The organism is uncultured Pseudoteredinibacter sp., assembly GCF_947502065.1.
Lineage (GTDB): Bacteria > Pseudomonadota > Gammaproteobacteria > Pseudomonadales > Cellvibrionaceae > Pseudoteredinibacter.
Map to the genome: position 1 here is coordinate 38709 of NZ_CANMYE010000013.1, position 16012 is coordinate 54720.

Below are 16012 nucleotides of genomic sequence, written 5' to 3' on the forward strand. Positions count from 1 at the left end.
AATTGTTTAGCTTGTGAATACCCATAAAAAAAGGCCATCCTAGGATGGCCTTTTTTGTTGCCCGATTGGGCTTGTATGGCTCCGGCACCTGGGATCGAACCAGGGACCAATAGATTAACAGTCTACTGCTCTACCGCTGAGCTATGCCGGATTTACGTCTGTCTTCGTTGACAGCGGCGCGCATATTACCACAATGATGGCTTTTGAAAAGCTTTTTTTTTCAATTCCGTGATTTTTTTTCAAGGCCGCCGATTGTTTGTACAAGATGGGCGGCTTTGATACTAAGTCACTGAGTCAAAAGCAAAAAACTTACTTTTCTTGGGCCAAGTGGCGCTCGCGTGAATCCATGATTTCCTTGCGAGCGGCGTCCGCATCGGCCCAGCCGTCCACTTTAACCCACTTCTCAGGCTCAAGCGCTTTGTAGTTTTCAAAGTAATGCTCAATCTGCTTGATTAGCAGTTCTGGAAGGTCACCAATTTCGTTTACATCTTCGTATAGCTTGGTCAACTTGCTATGGGGTACAGCTAATAACTTAGCATCTGGACCAGACTCGTCAGTCATGTTGAGTACGCCAATAGGGCGGCTACGGATGACAGCGCCAGGCATTACTGGGTAAGGGCTTACTACTAGTACGTCCAGCGGATCGCCATCTTCAGAGAGGGTGGCAGGAATGTAGCCGTAGTTGGCAGGGTAAAACATTGGGGTTGCAACAAAGCGGTCGACAAAGACGGCGTCGGCGTCTTTTTCAATTTCGTATTTAATAGGGTCTGCGTTAGCAGGGATCTCAATGACTACATTGATGTCGTTAGGCAAATCATTGCCAGCTGGGATCTTGTCGAAGCTCATGATGCTACTCTACTGGTTGGTTTGGCCCCAATGGTTGGAGCATAAATAAGTTGGTGGCGAATTATATACGTCCAGCGCGGGCTGTGGCTATATAGATTAAGGTTTAATCACAGGGGGGGAATTTACTTGCCAAGCCTAAGGCAATACAAACATGTGAGAATTTTTGGATAACATTATTGGTCGAAAGGGGTACATTGCCGCCTAGATCATTATATTACGGGGCTCAATGAGGTAGGGGTAGATATGTTCAGTAAGCGAAATCCAATTGCGAATTTATCGGCGTGGCTAATAGCTATGGGTGCCACTTTGGCAGCACTAAGTAGCTCAGCAGCGGAGTTGTCGTCGGCAACATTTGCCGGTGGCTGTTTTTGGTGTATGGAAAAGCCCTTCGATGAAATTGAAGGGGTTCATAGTACGGTCTCAGGTTATATAGGTGGCCATAAGCACAAACCCAGTTATCGTGAAGTTTCAGCGGGCACAACCGGTCATACCGAAGCGGTAGAAATTAAGTTTGACCCGCAAAAGGTCAGCTTTGAGGAGTTATTGGCAGTATTTTGGCGTAATGTGGATCCTTTTGATGGCAGAGGGCAGTTTTGCGACAAGGGTAGTCAATATCGCCCGGGTATTTTCTTTCACAGCGAGCAGCAAAAAGCAAAGGCAGAGCAAAGCCTTGCCAAACTGCAGTCAGGAGAGTTGAAGACTGCTTTGGCAAACGGTGAGAAAATCGTTGTTGAAATCACCAAAGCCAGCCCTTTTTACGCAGCTGAAGATTATCACCAAGACTATTATCAAAGGAACCCGGTGCGCTATAACTACTATCGCTACCGCTGTGGTCGAGATGCACGTTTAGAGGCCGTTTGGGGGCCAGCGCAAAAGACTAAGAAATAAAAAAGGCGGCCAAGTGGCCGCCTTTTTTTATTGTTGCTTAAGGTTTAAACCTTAAATTTTTTCTTAAGCTTCTTGTCTACCATGACTTTTTTCAGCTTGGCGTACTGAGGCAAGCCGTTTTTGAATGGTGGCAAGTCTTCGCCCTGAATCAGCGGTAACAGGTAATCACGTCCTGCTTCGCTGATACCAAAGCCATCTTTACTGATGTAGTTGCGAGGCATCATTTTCTCAACATTAGCTACTTGATCTAATGGTGCTTCACCAATGCTCCACTTATATTTTTTGCCTTTGCCGCGAATAATGGCTGGCATAACGGCGTTCTTGCCAGCTAAAGCCATTTCTACAGCGGCCTGGCCTACGGCATAAGCCTGTTCAACGTCAGTGCCAGAAGCAATATGACGAGCAGCGCGCTGCAAATAGTCAGCCAGTGCCCAGTGATATTTGTAACCAAGTTCTTCTTTAACCATATTGGCAAGAGTCGGTGCCACGCCGCCTAACTGCTTGTGGCCAAATGCATCAGTTGTGCCAGCATCTGCTAAGAAAGTGCCGTCTTTGTACTGCGCTCCTTCAGAAGCAACAATTGCGCAGAAGCCAAATTTCTTAACGCACTGTTTTACTTTCTTTAAAAACTTCTCTTTGTTGAACGCAATTTCCGGGAACAAGATAATGTGTGGGGCGTCGCCTTCTTCATCGGCGGCAAGACCACCGGCAGCAGCAATCCAACCTGCATGGCGGCCCATAACTTCCATGATGAACACTTTGGTAGAGCTTTCGCACATAGAGGCGACATCTAGGCCTGCTTCTTTGATCGATACTGAAACGTATTTTGCAACAGAGCCGAAGCCTGGGCTGTTATCGGTAATCGGCAGGTCATTGTCCACTGTTTTAGGTACATGAATAGCCTGAATTGGATAGCCCATGGTTTTTGAAAGTTGGGAAATTTTTAAGCAAGTATCGGCTGAGTCGCCACCGCCGTTATAGAAAAAATATCCAATATTATGAGCCTTGAATACTTCGATTAGGCGTTCATACTCCGCGCGGTTTTCTTCCACGCTTTTAAGTTTGTAGCGGCAAGATCCAAAGGCACCTGAAGGGGTGTGGCGCAAGGCTGCGATAGTTTTTGCACTTTCTTTGCTGGTATCGATCAGCTCTTCTCGCAGGGCTCCAATAATTCCATTATGTCCTGCGTACACCTTTCCTATTTGTTTGCTGGCGCGGGCAGTTTCGATAACCCCGCAGGCACTGGCGTTGATGACAGCGGTTACACCGCCAGATTGGGCATAAAAGGCATTCTTTTTAGCCATTAGCTTCTCTCAGACTCGTTTTTAGTGAAAAATATGGAGCAGATACATCGTCCTGTGGAACTGGCAGGCCAGTCAGCGTGCTCAGTGGCGCGCATCATACTGTAAACTGATCACAATTGCATCGATTTAGGCTGTCTATTCTAGGCCTTTCGGTACCCCCTTTGGGGGACATGCTATGAGGAATTTATGCACATTCATTTTTTAGGAATCTGTGGCACCTTTATGGGGAGTTTGGCGCAGCTAGCTAAGGCACTTGGCCATCAGGTAAGCGGCAGTGATGCCAATGTTTACCCCCCAATGAGTACACAGTTAGAGCAGGCTGGCATCACTTTGCATGAAGGCTACGACAGTGATGTTTTAAACCCTGCACCAGATTTGGTGATTATTGGTAATGCCATGTCGCGTGGGAATCCAGCTGTGGAATATGTCTTAGATAAACGCTTGCCATACTGCTCAGGGCCAGAGTGGTTATGTAATCATGTGTTGCAGAGTCGTTGGGTGTTGGCGGTTTCAGGTACCCATGGAAAAACGACCACCAGCTCAATGTTGGCTTGGATTCTAGAGTTTGCCGGCATGTCACCTGGCTTTCTGATTGGCGGAGTGCCTGCTAATTTCCCCGTGTCAGCGCGATTGGGTGGGTCAGACTTCTTTGTTATTGAGGCTGATGAATACGACAGTGCATTTTTTGATAAGCGATCTAAGTTTGTGCACTACCGCCCTCAGACATTAGTGATTAATAACTTAGAGTTTGATCATGCGGATATCTTTGATTCATTGGAAGATATTCAAAAGCAGTTTCATCATGTGGTTAGAACAGTGCCGAGTGTGGGGCAGGTCATATATCCATCCGATGTACCGGCAGTGGAAGAGGTGTTGGGTATGGGCTGCTGGAGCGAGACACAATCGCTTGGGGGCGACTGGAAGCTGTTAGCCTGCAATGCCGATGGCAGTCAGTTTACCCTGCAAGACCCACAAGGACAGCAAGCTGTAGTTGAGTGGGGCTTAAACGGTCAGCACAATGTGGCCAATGCGATGGCGGCCATCGCGGCCGCTCGACATGTTGGCGTTGAGCTCGGGCATGCTGCTGAAGCCTTAGGGCAATTTGCTGGCGTCAAGCGACGTTTGGAAAATCTGGGTGAGGTGGCCGGTATAACGGTGTACGATGATTTTGCCCATCACCCAACCGCCATTGCTACAACTCTGGAGGGGCTACGGAATAAGTTGGGAGGCAAGCGTATTGTAGCTGTTTTGGAGCCCCGCTCTAACACCATGAAGCTTGGAGTGCACAAGGAGACTCTCTTTCAGTCTTGCATAAAAGCAGATCAAGTATTTTGCCTGCAGCCTCCAGGCATGGATTGGCGCTTAGAGGATTATGCAAGCTCTGTCGCAGACTCCCTGTTTGTGGCTGACAGCATCGATCATTTGTTGCAGCAGCTATTGTCATCGCTAAAGCGCGGTGATCATGTGGTGCTTATGAGTAATGGTGGCTTTGGTGGTCTACATCAGCGCCTGCTAAATGCCTTGAAGGAAAGAGGGGTGGGCTAATGCAAACAATCAGTCTGGCAATAACCGGTGGCTCTGGAGTGCAATATTCATTGCGTTTACTGCAGTGCCTTTTGGCCGCGAATTGTCGTGTTAATTTGATGGTGTCACGAGCCGCAGCTGTTGTTATCAACACTGAGACAGAATTCCAATTGCCTGAAGATGAATCGCTTTGGGGGCCGTGGTTTTGTCAGCATTATCAAGTAGACGCCGAACAGTTGCGTTACTACAGTCGAGAGGATTGGTTCTCACCGGTGGCCTCAGGTTCAAGCCATTGCGCGCCGCTGGTAATCTGTCCGGCGAGTGGAGGAACCTTATCGGCTATTGCCTGCGGAGCAAGCAACAATCTTATTGAGCGGGCAGCTGATGTAGTGCTGAAAGAACGTAAGCCGCTGTTGTTGGTGCCCAGGGAGATGCCGTATTCGGCTATCCACCTCGAAAACATGTTGAAGCTCACTCAGCTTGGCGCCATTGTGATGCCGGCGAGCCCAGGCTTCTATCACAACCCCAATTCAATTGAAGATTTGATTGATTTTGTGGTTGCGCGAATTCTGGATCAACTGGGTATCGAGCAAAGCATTATGCCGCGTTGGGGAGAGTAATAGAGCCTATTGGCGATGCTAGGCCTTTAGGCTAAAACATTTTGTTCTCGACCAGCTAAAAAGCTCTCCAGGTTGGCAGCCATTATGTTTAGTAGTCTTTGCCTGGCTTCTCGGCTGCCCCATGCAGAATGAGGGCTTAGCAATAAATTTTGATCATTCAAATGCAGTAATGGGTGGTCGGCTGGGGGAGGTTCCTGGCTGAGGGTATCTAGTGCTGCACCAGCAACTTGATTGGATTCTAGCGCATCTTGTAATGCCGCTTCATCGATGAGCCCACCGCGTGATACATTGATTAGCAGTGCGCTGTTTTTCATGACTGCTAGCTCGGCTTTGCTAATCAGCGACACAGTATCTTCATTGAGCGGGCAGTGCAGGCTGATAACGTCGCTTTGTTCCAATAGCTTATTAAAGTCTACTCGCGGCGGTTGCGCGGCTTCTCCTTTGCGCGCGGCAATTAATATCTGCATACCAAAGGCTTTGCCTATGTCAGCAACAGCTTTGCCAATACTGCCATGCCCAATAATCCCCAGTGTTTTACCACTGAGCTCGGTAATTGGAAAATCCAGCATGCAAAAAAAAGGGCTTTGGCTCCAATGGCCTTCGCGGCAAGCCTGATGGTAGCGATTCAACTGAGTGGCTAGATTGAGAATCATCGCCCAGCAGTGTTGTGCGACGCTAGCGGTCCCGTAGCCTGCCACATTGCATACTCTTACGCCGTGCTTTTTGGCGGCCTTAAGGTCTACGTTATTACTGCCTGTGGCGGCAATTAAAATGAGTTTTAATTGGGGGCAGGCTGAAATTAACTCTTCATCAAGAAGCACCTTGTTGCTGACAATTAGTTCTGCATTTTGACAGCGAGTTAGTCGCTCTTTCATGTTCGTGGTGCCGTGTATCTCCCAATGCTCTACTTGGTCGAGTAGTGGGCTCAGGTCGAGGTCTTTTGGGCCTAGACTATCGGCATCGAGAATTACAGCATTGTGCATAAAAATTGACCTGTCTTTAGGTGTTGGCTTGCGCTGTGGAACCATTCAGCAATGTGGGGCTCAATGATTGAGCCTCTTGGAATAGTAATAAGCGGCTGAGGGTGTAAATGCTAGGCTTGGCTGGGCTATTAAATCAAGGGTTCTTGTGTGGTCGCTCAGAGTAAGCTCCTGTAATCGTCGTAAGCTCAGCTCTAAGTTACTGTTTTCACAGGTGTAAAGTTCGGTGAATTTCTGTCTTTTTCAGGCTATTAGCGCCTCAATAGGATATTATTCGGCTTTTATTGCAATCTAGCCCCAGCGGCTGTAACAATTTAGCCCCCGCGGCGGAGGGGGAATTCGGAGTATAAGGTCTATCATGCTAAGAGGTTTAGCGGCATTTTACCAAGGATTAGTGATTCAGCGTCCTTGGTTGGGTTTAGTTTTGGTTATAGCGTTGACCGCCTTAGCGGCAGCCGGCTTGCCAAATTTCAAGCTGGATGCTTCATCTGAGTCCCTTACCCTTGAAAACGATAAAGACTTGGATTATTTCCGCGAAGTTTATAGTCGCTACCAAAGCGGAGACTTCTTGGTTGTTACCTACCGTCCAAACGCCGATTTATTTTCAGATCAATCGATCAATGACCTGCGTAGCTTGTCAGATGAATTAGCCCAAATTGAAGGGGTAGATTCTGTATTGGGTATGCTGGATGTTCCCTTACTTTATAGCCCCAAGCTCAGCTTGACCGATTTAAGCGACGAGCCTCGAACGCTTATGAGTGAAGGGGTTGACCGGGAGCTTGCCAAGCAAGAGTTTTGGAATAGCCCAATATATCGCGACATGTTGCTGAGCCCAGATGGCCGCACAACGGCAATATTGGCGAACCTAAAGGTAGATAATAAATACTTGGCGCTGGTGAAGCAGCGTGACGAATTGCGAGCACTTTTTAAGGCAGGGCAGCTGAGTGCAGAGCAGCAGCAAGAGTATGAGCGTGTCAGTGCGGAGTTTTTAGATTATCGGACCCAGGCGGCTGTTAAAGACAAGGCCAGGGTTGCTAAGGTGCGGGAAGTGGTAACGTCCTATTCCGACAGAGCCGAAATGTTTGTTGGTGGTGTGACGATGATCACCGCCGATATGATTGACTTTATCCAAAGTGATTTGACTGTTTTTGGTTTGGGTATCGTAATTTTTATCGTGCTCTTGCTGGCAGTTATTTTTCGCCAATGGCGCTTTATCATTTTGCCGCTATCAACTTGTATCCTGACCGCTGTTCTGATGCTGGGACTGCTGAGTTGGCTGGATTGGCGTCTGACGGTTATTTCTTCAAATTTTGTTGCTCTATTATTGATTACGACTCTGGCTATTACTATTCATTTGGTGGTTAGGTTTCGTGAATCCTATGGCGAGCACCCGCATTGGAGTAAGGGCCAGCTAGTCATGGACATGGTGCACTATATGTTGCGCCCTTGTTTATTTACGGCATTGACCACAGTGGTTGCATTTGTCTCCTTAGTGGTAAGTGGAATCCGCCCGGTTATCGATTTTGGCTGGATGATGACCATGGGTTTGGCGGTTGGTTTTTGCATGGCCTTTATTCTATTGCCGGCCGGATTGATGCTGTGGCCTTTGGGTGAGCCCAAGGACAATGGCGATCAGTCGAAAGCATTCACCCTGAGCTTTTCTCGTTTTGCGGAGCAGCGTGGTGGCTTAGTTATCGTGCTTTCAATTTTGGCGGCATTGGCATCCGCATACGGCATAAGCTTGCTTAAAGTGGATAACCGCTTTATCGATTACTTCCATAAAGACACTGAAATCTATCAGGGGATGGAAGCTATTGACCGCCGCTTGGGTGGAACCATGCCGCTCGAGATTATTATCGATATAGCACCCGAAGTTGCGGTAGCTGAAGAGGTCGGTGTCGAAGAGGATGATGAGTTTTCGGACGAATTCGATGATGAATTCGGTGATGATCTATTTGCTGATGAATCTGCCGAAGCCGATACGGTTTATTGGTTTACCAGTGCAGGCTTGCGCAAGGTCGAGTCCTTACACGATTACTTAGAGTCTCTGCCAGAGGTGGGTAAAGTTCAATCATTAGCCATCGCCTATAAGGTTGCAAAAGATGTCAATGGCGGCAGCTTGAGTGATTTTGAATTGGCGATTCTTCGTCAGGCTCTGCCGGATAGTATTAATGATGTCTTGGTTAAGCCATACCTGGCCCTTGAGCAGGAGCAGACAAGAATTTCCATGCGATTGGTGGAAACCAGTGCTGATCTTGATCGCATGACGATCATGGCCAAGATACGAGATCACGCAATTAATGAGTTGGGCTTTGCACCTGAGCAAATCCACTTTAGTGGTATGTTGGTGCTGTATAACAATATGCTAAATAGCTTGTTTGACTCTCAGATCATGACTCTTGGCGCAGTCTTTATCGCCATCATGGTGATGTTTGTTATCCTATTTAGATCATTCTCTTTGGCTTTGGTCGCAATCGTGCCTAATATGCTGGCCGCCTTTATGGTTTTAGGCGCAATGGGTATCGCTGGTATTCCTCTGGATATGATGACGATAACCATTGCGGCGATTACTGTAGGTATTGCCGTTGACCATGAAATTCACTACATAACCTGCTTTAAGCGTGAGTTTGCAAAAGATGGTAATTACATTGCCACCATGCATCGATCCCATGGCACCATTGGTAGGGCGCTTTATTATACCGCGATCACCATTATTGTTGGTTTTTCAGTGCTGTCGCTGTCAGAATTTATCCCATCGATTTATTTTGGCTTATTAACCGGCGGTTCGATGATTGCGGCCACTTTGGCTTCTTTGGTATTGTTGCCGAAACTGATCATTCTATTCAAGCCTTTAGGTCCAGAGTCCGCTTAGACCAAGCTATTAAAAGGAAATTACATGCTTCGCTACAGTGCTTGGTTTTTCGGCGTTCTGGTTGTGCTATTTGGATTGGAAATGCTTGGCCCTGTGCAGCAAAGTGTGATCCTGCCTTTTACAGCATTTATCGCTAAAGTTTGCGTCGCTATTATTACTCCTTTTGATGCCGATGTGTTGGCTTACGGCAAAATATTGCAGAGCTCAGCAAATGGCTTTGCGGTGTCGATAGAGCCTGGCTGCAATGGGGTTGAAGCGACTATTATGCTAATCGCTGCAGCCGTTGCATTCCCCGCAACCATAAAGCAAAAGCTTGCGGTTGTTGTTATTGGTTTTTTTGCCATTCAGGTTGCAAATATTTTGCGCATCATCAGTTTGTTCTATCTTGGTCAATGGAATATGGAGGTGTTCGAGTGGGCGCATTTATATCTATGGCCGGTGTTGATTATGGTCGATGTGTTAGCGGTGTTTTTGGTATGGCTGCGAATCATCGCTAAGGGACAAGAAGAAGCTCAGCCTGAAGGGGCGGCTGCATGAATGTTCAAGTAGAGCAGCAATTGGGTGCGGGAAAGTTTTTTCTAAGAATTATTTTAGCCATGATCCCCTGCTTTGCTCTTTGGTGGTTTATTGGGGATTGGTGGTTGCGGCCAGCGGTGGATATTGCGGGCGGCGTGTTGGCTTTGCTTTTACCTGAGTCCTTTCATAGTTTACAGCTACTTGATGGTAGTTTGCAGGCAGCTACCAATTGGGGGGAGGTTCAGGGGCGCTTGGTTCCCGCTCGAGCTGCAGGTTATGCCTTGGCATTCGAGTCTAATGTTCGTGTTTTGAGTTATTCTGTGCCATTCTTTTTTGCCCTGCAGGCAGCCCTGTGGAATTGGCAGCCTAAGAAGCATATCGCTATATCCTTGTTCGTTATGTACCTTGTTATTATTGTAAGCATGGTCTTTCTTTGCGCCAAGTCCGTAATGGTTGGGCTTGGTGGGGCATTTATTGAGGCCAATCGCTACTGGTATGCTTCGCGAGACTTTATTGCGCTAGGTTTTCAATTATCTACTTTAATGCTGCCTGTTTTGGTACCTGTTTTTTTATGGGTATTAACCAATCAGGAGCAATTACAAAGCTTGTTTGTGTCAGGTCTTAGGCAGGCAAAGGCGACTAGCGCTGCACCGGAAGGGTCAGAATAAAAGAAGCCCCGCCCAAAATTGGAGAGCGGCCAACCTCTACGCTACCGCTGTAGGCACTTACGATATCGATTGCAACTGCCAGCCCAATTCCTTGACCTTTATTGGCAGTGTCGGCGCGTTGGCCGCGGGTAAGAATGCTTTGCCTTTGGTTGCCTGCTACTCCTGGCCCGTCATCCTCCACGCGGATCACCCACTGCCCATCCATTTCTTCGGCGTCGACAAATACCTGTCGGTGTCCGTATTTGCAGGCATTATCAAGTAGATTGCCCATAAGCTCCATGAAGTCGGCTTCTTCACCTTGAATGCGACAATCAGCTGGAATCAATAGCGAAAAATCCTTTTCATCTCGTCCGTAGACTTTACCCAGGGCGGTAATCAGGCGCTTACAAAGTTGGCGCAGGTCAATGCTGTGGTTGATATTTACCTTTGCACCAAGGCTGGCGCGGTTCAGTTGGTGGCTGATAATCTCGTCCATGCGGCGCAGGGGGTCAGTCAGCTTCTTCTCAAACTCAGGGTCTTGTTGGGCGAAGCCTGAGATGACCGCAAGCGGTGTTTTCAGGCTGTGGGCTAAATCATTTAAGGTATTTTTATAGCGTTCGCTTTGCTGACTTTGATTGGCTAGCACCTGGTTCAGGCTATGGGTAACGGGAATGATTTCCGATGGGTAATCCCCTGGTAGCTGTTGTTCTGAGGATTCTCGCAGTTTATCGATATCATCTTTAAGTCGCTTTAGCGGCTGCAGCCCCCAGCGCATGATGAGTAATTGTGCGAGTATGATAAAGACGCCGAGGCTACCAAGCCATTGGCCAAGTTGCTGCCTATAGGTGCTTAACTCAGCGCTCCAAATGGCGCTATCTCGCCAGATAGTAAGGCGAACGGGAAGGTTTCCCTCTTTGCTTTCCCATTCTACATCGAAGCTTAAACTAAAGACTCGGCCTTGGCTGCTATGTCTTATCTCTTCAAAATGTTGTGTTCCAGCTTCAATGCTTTGGGGCATCAAGTTGCTGGGCGTTGGGAACAAAACGGACGGGGATTGCCACTGCATTCCAAGGGGGGTGTGTACCCAAGCGTAAAGTCCAGAGCCAGGCCGGCTAAAGTCTGGGTCATTTAATTCTTGAGATAGCTTGGGCTGGCCCGCGCTGATATCTATCGAGCCAAGCAGCAAGTACATATGGCTGTTGAGGCGATTTTTTTCAGCGGTACTTAAGCTTCGTTGAAAGGCTTGGTCGAGCATGTAGCCGCTTAACCCTAGGACTGCAGGTAAAACCAAAAGTGATGCTAGGGTAAAGCGCGAGGCAAGAGAACGAAATAGGCGCAAAAGAGAAAAGCCTTAATTTTGTGTTTCCAAAGCAAAGCGATAGCCTTGGCCACGAACTGTATCGATAGGTTTTAAGTCGCCATTAGGGTCAATTTTCTTTCTTAAGCGGCCAATAAAAACTTCAATTACGTTGCTGTCACGATCAAAGTCTTGATCATACAGGTGTTCGGTTAATTCTGTTTTTGAAACCAGCTTGCCAGCATTGAGGGCCAAGTATTCAAGAGTATTGTATTCGAAGCTGGTGAGCTCCAGCTTATTGCCATCACGACTGACTGTTTTTGCCGTGGTGTTGATGACAAGTGAACCATAATCAAGACTTGGGCTTGCGTGACCCGCTGCGCGGCGGAGCAGGGCATTGATCCTAGCGAGTAATTCTTCATTTTGAAACGGTTTAACAACATAGTCGTCGGCACCAGCTTCAAGTCCTTCGACTTTGTCTTGCCAATTGCCGCGAGCTGTTAGAATCAAGATCGGGAACTTTTTGCCTTCTGCGCGCAGTGTCTTTACAACCTCTAGGCCATCGACTTCAGGTAGGCCTAGGTCGATGATAGCTAGGTCATATGGATGCTCGGTACCTAAAAAAATTGCCTCGCGGCCATCGCCGCAAGCATCGCTAACATAGCCAGCAGATTTGAGTTGCGTGCATATCTGCTCGCGGATATGTGGCTCGTCTTCGACAACAAGTAAGCGCATAACTGGTCTCGTAATGGTCTTAAGCCACGGGGAATCATTTATAGTGGCATATGTTTTTGTTTTCTGGCGCCAGCTTATTTTTCTGGCAGCGTAGGCGCTGAGTTCTAATCAGCAATCCATATCTGTTGTACTTTACCAGAGGCTGTAAGTACTTTCACAGTGTATCCGGCCTGACCTCTTTGAACTTTGAGAACTTTTCCCTTAGATTTCTTAAGCGCTTTTTGTGCGGCTTTAGCTTGGCCATTTGGTGTCGCTTTGCCGTCATCCTGACTGCCTGCTTTTGCCAGTTGGATTATTGTTCGCTGCTCAATGGTCTGCTGGTCGACATTGGGCGTTTTGTCTTCAATGCTTACTGCGCTAAGCGGTAAGGCAAGGCCCATGAGGGCAATAAGCGAAGCAATTAGTTGTCGATGCTGTGTCATTTAATATGTTCCGGTTAGAGCATTGGCTGCTATTAAGCAGTCTAGAACAAGCGAGCTGATCGTGGGCAATATTTGCCTCTTATTTTGATCAGTGCTGTTATGGCGCCGCATTTGGCTTTGGCGCCTGCAACTACGTCTAAGGCTATTTTACACCGGTATGTCTGAAATGTCGGCCGGTTATATGTGCCACCTTGCTTGCCTTTTTTGTGTGATCAACCAGATCAGAGTATCAGGCTAAAAGCGTTTGCCTGAACCTTGGCTGAAACTTGGCGCATATTATTGCTTTGTGGGCCTTAAAATTGCTCGCTGTTCGACGCAGTCAGTGCCTTAGAAACAAGGTATAATGCCCAGTTATGCTCGTTTGTTAGGTAGCGGATTACCAATCGTGACTGTAACGAGTCAAAAGCTTGAAAATACAAGCCGATAATTTACCAAGTAAATAGCAAAGTTATGAATATTGATAGTTATATGCGCCAGTTAGGGCAGCAGGCGAGAACGGCTTCGCGGGAGCTGCTTTTGGCTGATAGCGGCCAAAAGAACCAGGCCTTGCTTGCAATAGCCGCCGAGCTTAAGGCTCAGCAAGAACAAATTTTACAAGCCAATGACACTGACTTGCAGCTGGGACGAGATTCTGGCTTAGAGGACGCTTTATTGGATCGTTTGGCGATCACAGAAGCTGGAATTGATCAGATGGTAGAGGGCTTGCAGCAGGTAGCTGCGTTGCCGGACCCCTGTGGCGAAATCAGTGATATGAGTTATCGTCCGAGCGGTATTCAGGTTGGCAAGATGCGGGTGCCGCTTGGGGTGGTCGGGATTATTTATGAGTCGCGTCCTAATGTGACCATTGATGCGGCCAGCTTATGCTTAAAATCAGGCAATGCCACGATATTGCGTGGAGGCAAAGAGGCATTTCATTCGAATCAGGCCATTGCCAAATGCATCACTACGGGCCTCGTCTTAGCGGGGCTGCCTGAAAATGCTGTGCAAGTTATTGAAACGACGGACCGGGCGGCTGTTTCAGCAATGATTACTATGCCGGAGTTTGTCGATGTCATAGTCCCCCGTGGAGGCCGAGGTCTGATCGAGAGAATAAGCAATGAGGCCAAGGTAAATGTTATTAAGCATCTAGACGGCATATGCCATGTCTACCTAGATGATAAGGCTGATTTGGATAAGGCAAAAGCTATTGCCGTTAATGCCAAAACACACCGTTATGGTGTTTGTAATGCGATGGAGACTCTGCTCATACATGAAGATTTGTCGGGTGGGTTTTTAACGGATTTGGCAAAAGCTTACTGGAATAAAGGTGTGCAGCTGCGAGCCTGTGAAACTTCTTACTCAAAGCTTCTTGAATTTAGTGAGGCCGACGGTGACTTGCTCGTTCAAGCAAGCCCAGAAGATTGGGATACAGAGTATTTGGCCCCGGTGTTGGCGGTAAAGCTAGTCCGTGATATGGCCGAGGCGATTGCTCATATTGCACGCCACAGCTCAGGTCACACCGAAAGCATAGTGAGTGAAGACTATAGCCGTGTAAGGGCATTTTTAGCCCAAGTTGATTCTGCATCGGTTATGGCCAATGCGTCTACTCGCTTTGCTGATGGTTTTGAGTATGGCTTGGGTGCGGAAATTGGTATCTCGACGGATAAAATTCACGCTCGAGGGCCTGTTGGTCTGCAAGGGCTCACATCTCAAAAGTGGATAGTGTTCGGTGATGGCCATATCCGCAACTAAGCTGCCGGCATTTGGCTTGTTCGGGGGGAGTTTTGACCCGGTGCATCGTGGCCATATATGCCTTGCTGAAAAAGTACAGCAAAGTTTAGGCTTGCAGGGAATGGCTTTATTGCCTGCCGCCCAGCAACCCTTGAAGGGTTTGGCCAATGTTTCTGCGCGGCAACGCTTGGCAATGTTGAACCTGGCGCTAACGCCGTTCCCTAACTTATCGGTGGATGCTAGAGAGTTGGGGCGTAGTGGACCATCTTATACTGTGGATACTTTGCAGCAGTGGCGCCTAGAGCATGATGAAAAAGCCTGCCTATGCTTCTGTATGGGGCTAGACTCATTAATGCAGTTGCATCGCTGGCATCGTTGGGAGCAGTTGTTTGAATTGGCCAATTTGATTGTTTTGGCTCGCCCTGGTTGGAGCTGGGCTGAAGCGGCGAGCGCGCTACCGCCGAAGTTGCAAGCTGAGCTCAAGGCTCGGCGGTGCGAGGATGTTGCGCCAATATTGGTGACTCCAAAAGGCAAATGGATTTTGCTTGAGGCGCCTTTAATGGATATTTCATCAACGAAAATTAGGCAGCAGCTTGCTGCCGGTGTGCCTGCTTCGCAATTGTCTGAATTGCCCCAAAGTGTGGCGAATTATATTGAAGAGCACAGCCTATACTGTGCGAACTAACTCAAAGAGGTTTTATTTTTGGATCTAAATCAAGTTGTCATCAATGCTCTGGAAGATGTCAAAGGGCAAGATATTGTAAGTTTGGATGTCGCTGAATTAAGCGATGTAATGGATACCCTTGTCATTGTAACGGGAACATCTAACCGCCACGTGAAATCATTAGCCAACAATGTTGTGATGGATGCAAAAGCGGCCGGTGAGCAGCCTCTCGGGGTTGAAGGCATGGAAACCGGTGAGTGGGTGTTGGTAGATCTAGGTGGCATTGTAGTACATGTTATGTTGGAGCAAAGCCGACGCTTTTATGACTTGGAAAAACTTTGGTCCATGGAACCCGCCAATCGCCAAGATGAAAGTGACGAAGACGATCTGAACTAATTCAACTATGCGTACTCGAATTATAGCTGTTGGTACCAAAATGCCCGCTTGGGTAGAAACTGGCTACAAAGATTATGCTAAGCGCCTGCCGCGTGATTTTCCTGTGGAGGTGCTGGAATTGCCGCTGGGCCCTAGAGGCAAAAACGCCTCCATAGAAAAGGCCATTGCTAAAGAAAGTGAGGCAATGCTGGCGGCCATTCCAGATGGTGACAAGGTGATCGCCCTTGATGTGAAAGGCAAGCCTTGGAGTACTGAGCAGCTAGCCGATAAGTTGGCGGGCTGGCGCATGGATGGCAATAATTACAGCTTGTTAATCGGTGGTCCTGACGGCTTATCGCAGCAATGTCTGCAGCGTGCGGATGTGCGCTGGTCGCTTTCCGCGCTGACATTGCCGCATCCGTTGGTGAGGATTGTCTTGATCGAGCAGTTATATCGGGCTTGGACAATTTTAAATAATCACCCCTATCACAAATAACAATAGGGTGATGTAGTGAAGAGCTTTGACGGCAGTGGTTTAGCTGCTTGGGGATGGCATGGAACAAATCCTAGCTAGGGGGCTTATTCAAGGGCTCACAAATGTTAATGTCTTGA

At 47.9% G+C, this 16012-nt stretch carries 16 protein-coding genes and 1 tRNA gene; 10 read left to right on the forward strand and 7 right to left on the reverse strand.

Annotated features, from left to right (window positions below; translation table 11 throughout):
* Positions 1 to 76: 76 nt before the first annotated feature.
* Both Q1A41_RS19050 and ppa read right to left on the reverse strand, forming a co-directional pair.
* Positions 77 to 151, reverse strand: a tRNA-Asn gene (locus Q1A41_RS19050).
* A 158-nt stretch (positions 152 to 309) separates the two neighbouring features.
* Positions 310 to 846, reverse strand: a complete 537-nt coding sequence (ppa, locus tag Q1A41_RS19055; RefSeq protein WP_299776182.1) for an inorganic diphosphatase — start codon at positions 844 to 846, stop codon at positions 310 to 312.
* Between the two features lie 243 nt (positions 847 to 1089).
* Here ppa and msrA point away from each other — a divergent pair, with 243 nt between their 5' ends.
* The gene (gene msrA / locus Q1A41_RS19060; RefSeq protein WP_299982362.1) at positions 1090 to 1734 is read left to right on the forward strand and encodes a peptide-methionine (S)-S-oxide reductase MsrA; all 645 of its coding nucleotides are present in this window, start codon (positions 1090 to 1092) and stop codon (positions 1732 to 1734) included.
* Between the two features lie 44 nt (positions 1735 to 1778).
* On the opposite strand, the gene Q1A41_RS19065 is transcribed toward msrA, so the two are convergent.
* The gene (locus Q1A41_RS19065) at positions 1779 to 3038 is read right to left on the reverse strand and encodes a 6-phosphofructokinase (protein WP_299982365.1); all 1260 of its coding nucleotides are present in this window, start codon (positions 3036 to 3038) and stop codon (positions 1779 to 1781) included.
* Between the two features lie 186 nt (positions 3039 to 3224).
* Here Q1A41_RS19065 and mpl point away from each other — a divergent pair, with 186 nt between their 5' ends.
* On the forward strand, positions 3225 to 4583 hold the full coding sequence (mpl, locus tag Q1A41_RS19070; RefSeq protein ID WP_299982368.1) for a UDP-N-acetylmuramate:L-alanyl-gamma-D-glutamyl-meso-diaminopimelate ligase: 1359 nt from the start codon (positions 3225 to 3227) through the stop codon (positions 4581 to 4583).
* On the forward strand, positions 4583 to 5182 hold the full coding sequence (locus tag Q1A41_RS19075) for a flavin prenyltransferase UbiX (RefSeq protein WP_299982371.1): 600 nt from the start codon (positions 4583 to 4585) through the stop codon (positions 5180 to 5182). Before mpl ends, Q1A41_RS19075 begins: the two co-directional genes overlap by 1 nt.
* A gap of 26 nt (positions 5183 to 5208) precedes the next feature.
* Here the strand turns inward: Q1A41_RS19075 and Q1A41_RS19080 are convergent, their stop codons facing one another.
* Positions 5209 to 6165, reverse strand: a complete 957-nt coding sequence (locus Q1A41_RS19080; protein WP_299982374.1) for a D-2-hydroxyacid dehydrogenase — start codon at positions 6163 to 6165, stop codon at positions 5209 to 5211.
* 355 nt (positions 6166 to 6520) lie between these two features.
* On the opposite strand from Q1A41_RS19080, the gene Q1A41_RS19085 reads away from it, so the two are divergent.
* Genes Q1A41_RS19085 through Q1A41_RS19095 form a run of 3 tightly spaced genes read left to right on the forward strand, consistent with a single transcriptional unit; the run spans position 6521 to position 10218 of the window.
* Positions 6521 to 9034 (forward strand): MMPL family transporter, encoded by a 2514-nt coding sequence (locus tag Q1A41_RS19085; RefSeq protein WP_299982378.1) that lies wholly within the window; start codon positions 6521 to 6523, stop codon positions 9032 to 9034.
* 24 nt (positions 9035 to 9058) lie between these two features.
* A complete protein-coding gene (gene xrtH / locus Q1A41_RS19090; protein ID WP_299982380.1) occupies positions 9059 to 9571 on the forward strand; it encodes an exosortase H in 513 nt (170 codons plus the stop codon).
* Positions 9568 to 10218, forward strand: a complete 651-nt coding sequence (locus tag Q1A41_RS19095) for an exosortase H-associated membrane protein (protein ID WP_299982382.1) — start codon at positions 9568 to 9570, stop codon at positions 10216 to 10218. The genes xrtH and Q1A41_RS19095 overlap by 4 nt, the downstream gene beginning before the upstream one ends.
* Here Q1A41_RS19095 and Q1A41_RS19100 read toward each other — a convergent pair.
* The 3 genes from Q1A41_RS19100 to Q1A41_RS19110 all read right to left on the reverse strand — a co-directional run bounded on the left by Q1A41_RS19100 (position 10190) and on the right by Q1A41_RS19110 (position 12651).
* Positions 10190 to 11452 carry an ATP-binding protein gene (locus tag Q1A41_RS19100; protein ID WP_299982385.1) on the reverse strand — a complete coding sequence of 421 codons (1263 nt, stop codon included), beginning with the start codon at positions 11450 to 11452 and terminating at the stop codon, positions 10190 to 10192. The genes Q1A41_RS19095 and Q1A41_RS19100 overlap by 29 nt on opposite strands.
* A 96-nt stretch (positions 11453 to 11548) precedes the next feature.
* Complete coding sequence (locus Q1A41_RS19105) at positions 11549 to 12229, reverse strand: response regulator transcription factor (RefSeq protein WP_299982388.1); 681 nt, start codon at positions 12227 to 12229, stop codon at positions 11549 to 11551.
* Between the two features lie 104 nt (positions 12230 to 12333).
* Positions 12334 to 12651 (reverse strand): hypothetical protein, encoded by a 318-nt coding sequence (locus Q1A41_RS19110; protein WP_299982391.1) that lies wholly within the window; start codon positions 12649 to 12651, stop codon positions 12334 to 12336.
* A gap of 450 nt (positions 12652 to 13101) precedes the next feature.
* On the opposite strand from Q1A41_RS19110, the gene Q1A41_RS19115 reads away from it, so the two are divergent.
* From Q1A41_RS19115 to rlmH, 4 genes are read left to right on the forward strand one after another with little or no spacing between them, the layout of a single operon-like run.
* On the forward strand, positions 13102 to 14382 hold the full coding sequence (locus Q1A41_RS19115; protein ID WP_299982395.1) for a glutamate-5-semialdehyde dehydrogenase: 1281 nt from the start codon (positions 13102 to 13104) through the stop codon (positions 14380 to 14382).
* On the forward strand, positions 14363 to 15046 hold the full coding sequence (gene nadD / locus Q1A41_RS19120) for a nicotinate-nucleotide adenylyltransferase (RefSeq protein ID WP_299982398.1): 684 nt from the start codon (positions 14363 to 14365) through the stop codon (positions 15044 to 15046). Before Q1A41_RS19115 ends, nadD begins: the two co-directional genes overlap by 20 nt.
* Before the next feature lie 18 nt (positions 15047 to 15064).
* Complete coding sequence (gene rsfS, locus Q1A41_RS19125; RefSeq protein WP_299982401.1) at positions 15065 to 15421, forward strand: ribosome silencing factor; 357 nt, start codon at positions 15065 to 15067, stop codon at positions 15419 to 15421.
* Between the two features lie 7 nt (positions 15422 to 15428).
* Positions 15429 to 15896, forward strand: coding sequence for a 23S rRNA (pseudouridine(1915)-N(3))-methyltransferase RlmH (gene rlmH / locus Q1A41_RS19130; protein ID WP_299982404.1), 468 nt, complete (start codon positions 15429 to 15431; stop codon positions 15894 to 15896).
* Positions 15897 to 16012 lie beyond the last annotated feature (116 nt).

Excerpts from the sequence above, each read along its gene's own strand:
- Q1A41_RS19100 (WP_299982385.1), bottom strand. The coding sequence starts at position 11,452 with ATGCTCGACCAAGCCTTTCAACGAAGCTTAAGTACCGCTGAAAAAAAT.
- nadD (WP_299982398.1), top strand. The coding sequence starts at position 14,363 with ATGGCCATATCCGCAACTAAGCTGCCGGCATTTGGCTTGTTCGGGGGG.
- Q1A41_RS19095 (WP_299982382.1), top strand. The coding sequence starts at position 9,568 with ATGAATGTTCAAGTAGAGCAGCAATTGGGTGCGGGAAAGTTTTTTCTA.
- rlmH (WP_299982404.1), top strand. The coding sequence starts at position 15,429 with ATGCGTACTCGAATTATAGCTGTTGGTACCAAAATGCCCGCTTGGGTA.
- Q1A41_RS19110 (WP_299982391.1), bottom strand. The coding sequence starts at position 12,651 with ATGACACAGCATCGACAACTAATTGCTTCGCTTATTGCCCTCATGGGC.
- xrtH (WP_299982380.1), top strand. The coding sequence starts at position 9,059 with ATGCTTCGCTACAGTGCTTGGTTTTTCGGCGTTCTGGTTGTGCTATTT.
- Q1A41_RS19065 (WP_299982365.1), bottom strand. The coding sequence starts at position 3,038 with ATGGCTAAAAAGAATGCCTTTTATGCCCAATCTGGCGGTGTAACCGCT.
- mpl (WP_299982368.1), top strand. The coding sequence starts at position 3,225 with ATGCACATTCATTTTTTAGGAATCTGTGGCACCTTTATGGGGAGTTTG.
- msrA (WP_299982362.1), top strand. The coding sequence starts at position 1,090 with ATGTTCAGTAAGCGAAATCCAATTGCGAATTTATCGGCGTGGCTAATA.
- Q1A41_RS19115 (WP_299982395.1), top strand. The coding sequence starts at position 13,102 with ATGAATATTGATAGTTATATGCGCCAGTTAGGGCAGCAGGCGAGAACG.
- Q1A41_RS19075 (WP_299982371.1), top strand. The coding sequence starts at position 4,583 with ATGCAAACAATCAGTCTGGCAATAACCGGTGGCTCTGGAGTGCAATAT.
- Q1A41_RS19105 (WP_299982388.1), bottom strand. The coding sequence starts at position 12,229 with ATGCGCTTACTTGTTGTCGAAGACGAGCCACATATCCGCGAGCAGATA.
- Q1A41_RS19080 (WP_299982374.1), bottom strand. The coding sequence starts at position 6,165 with ATGCACAATGCTGTAATTCTCGATGCCGATAGTCTAGGCCCAAAAGAC.
- ppa (WP_299776182.1), bottom strand. The coding sequence starts at position 846 with ATGAGCTTCGACAAGATCCCAGCTGGCAATGATTTGCCTAACGACATC.
- Q1A41_RS19085 (WP_299982378.1), top strand. The coding sequence starts at position 6,521 with ATGCTAAGAGGTTTAGCGGCATTTTACCAAGGATTAGTGATTCAGCGT.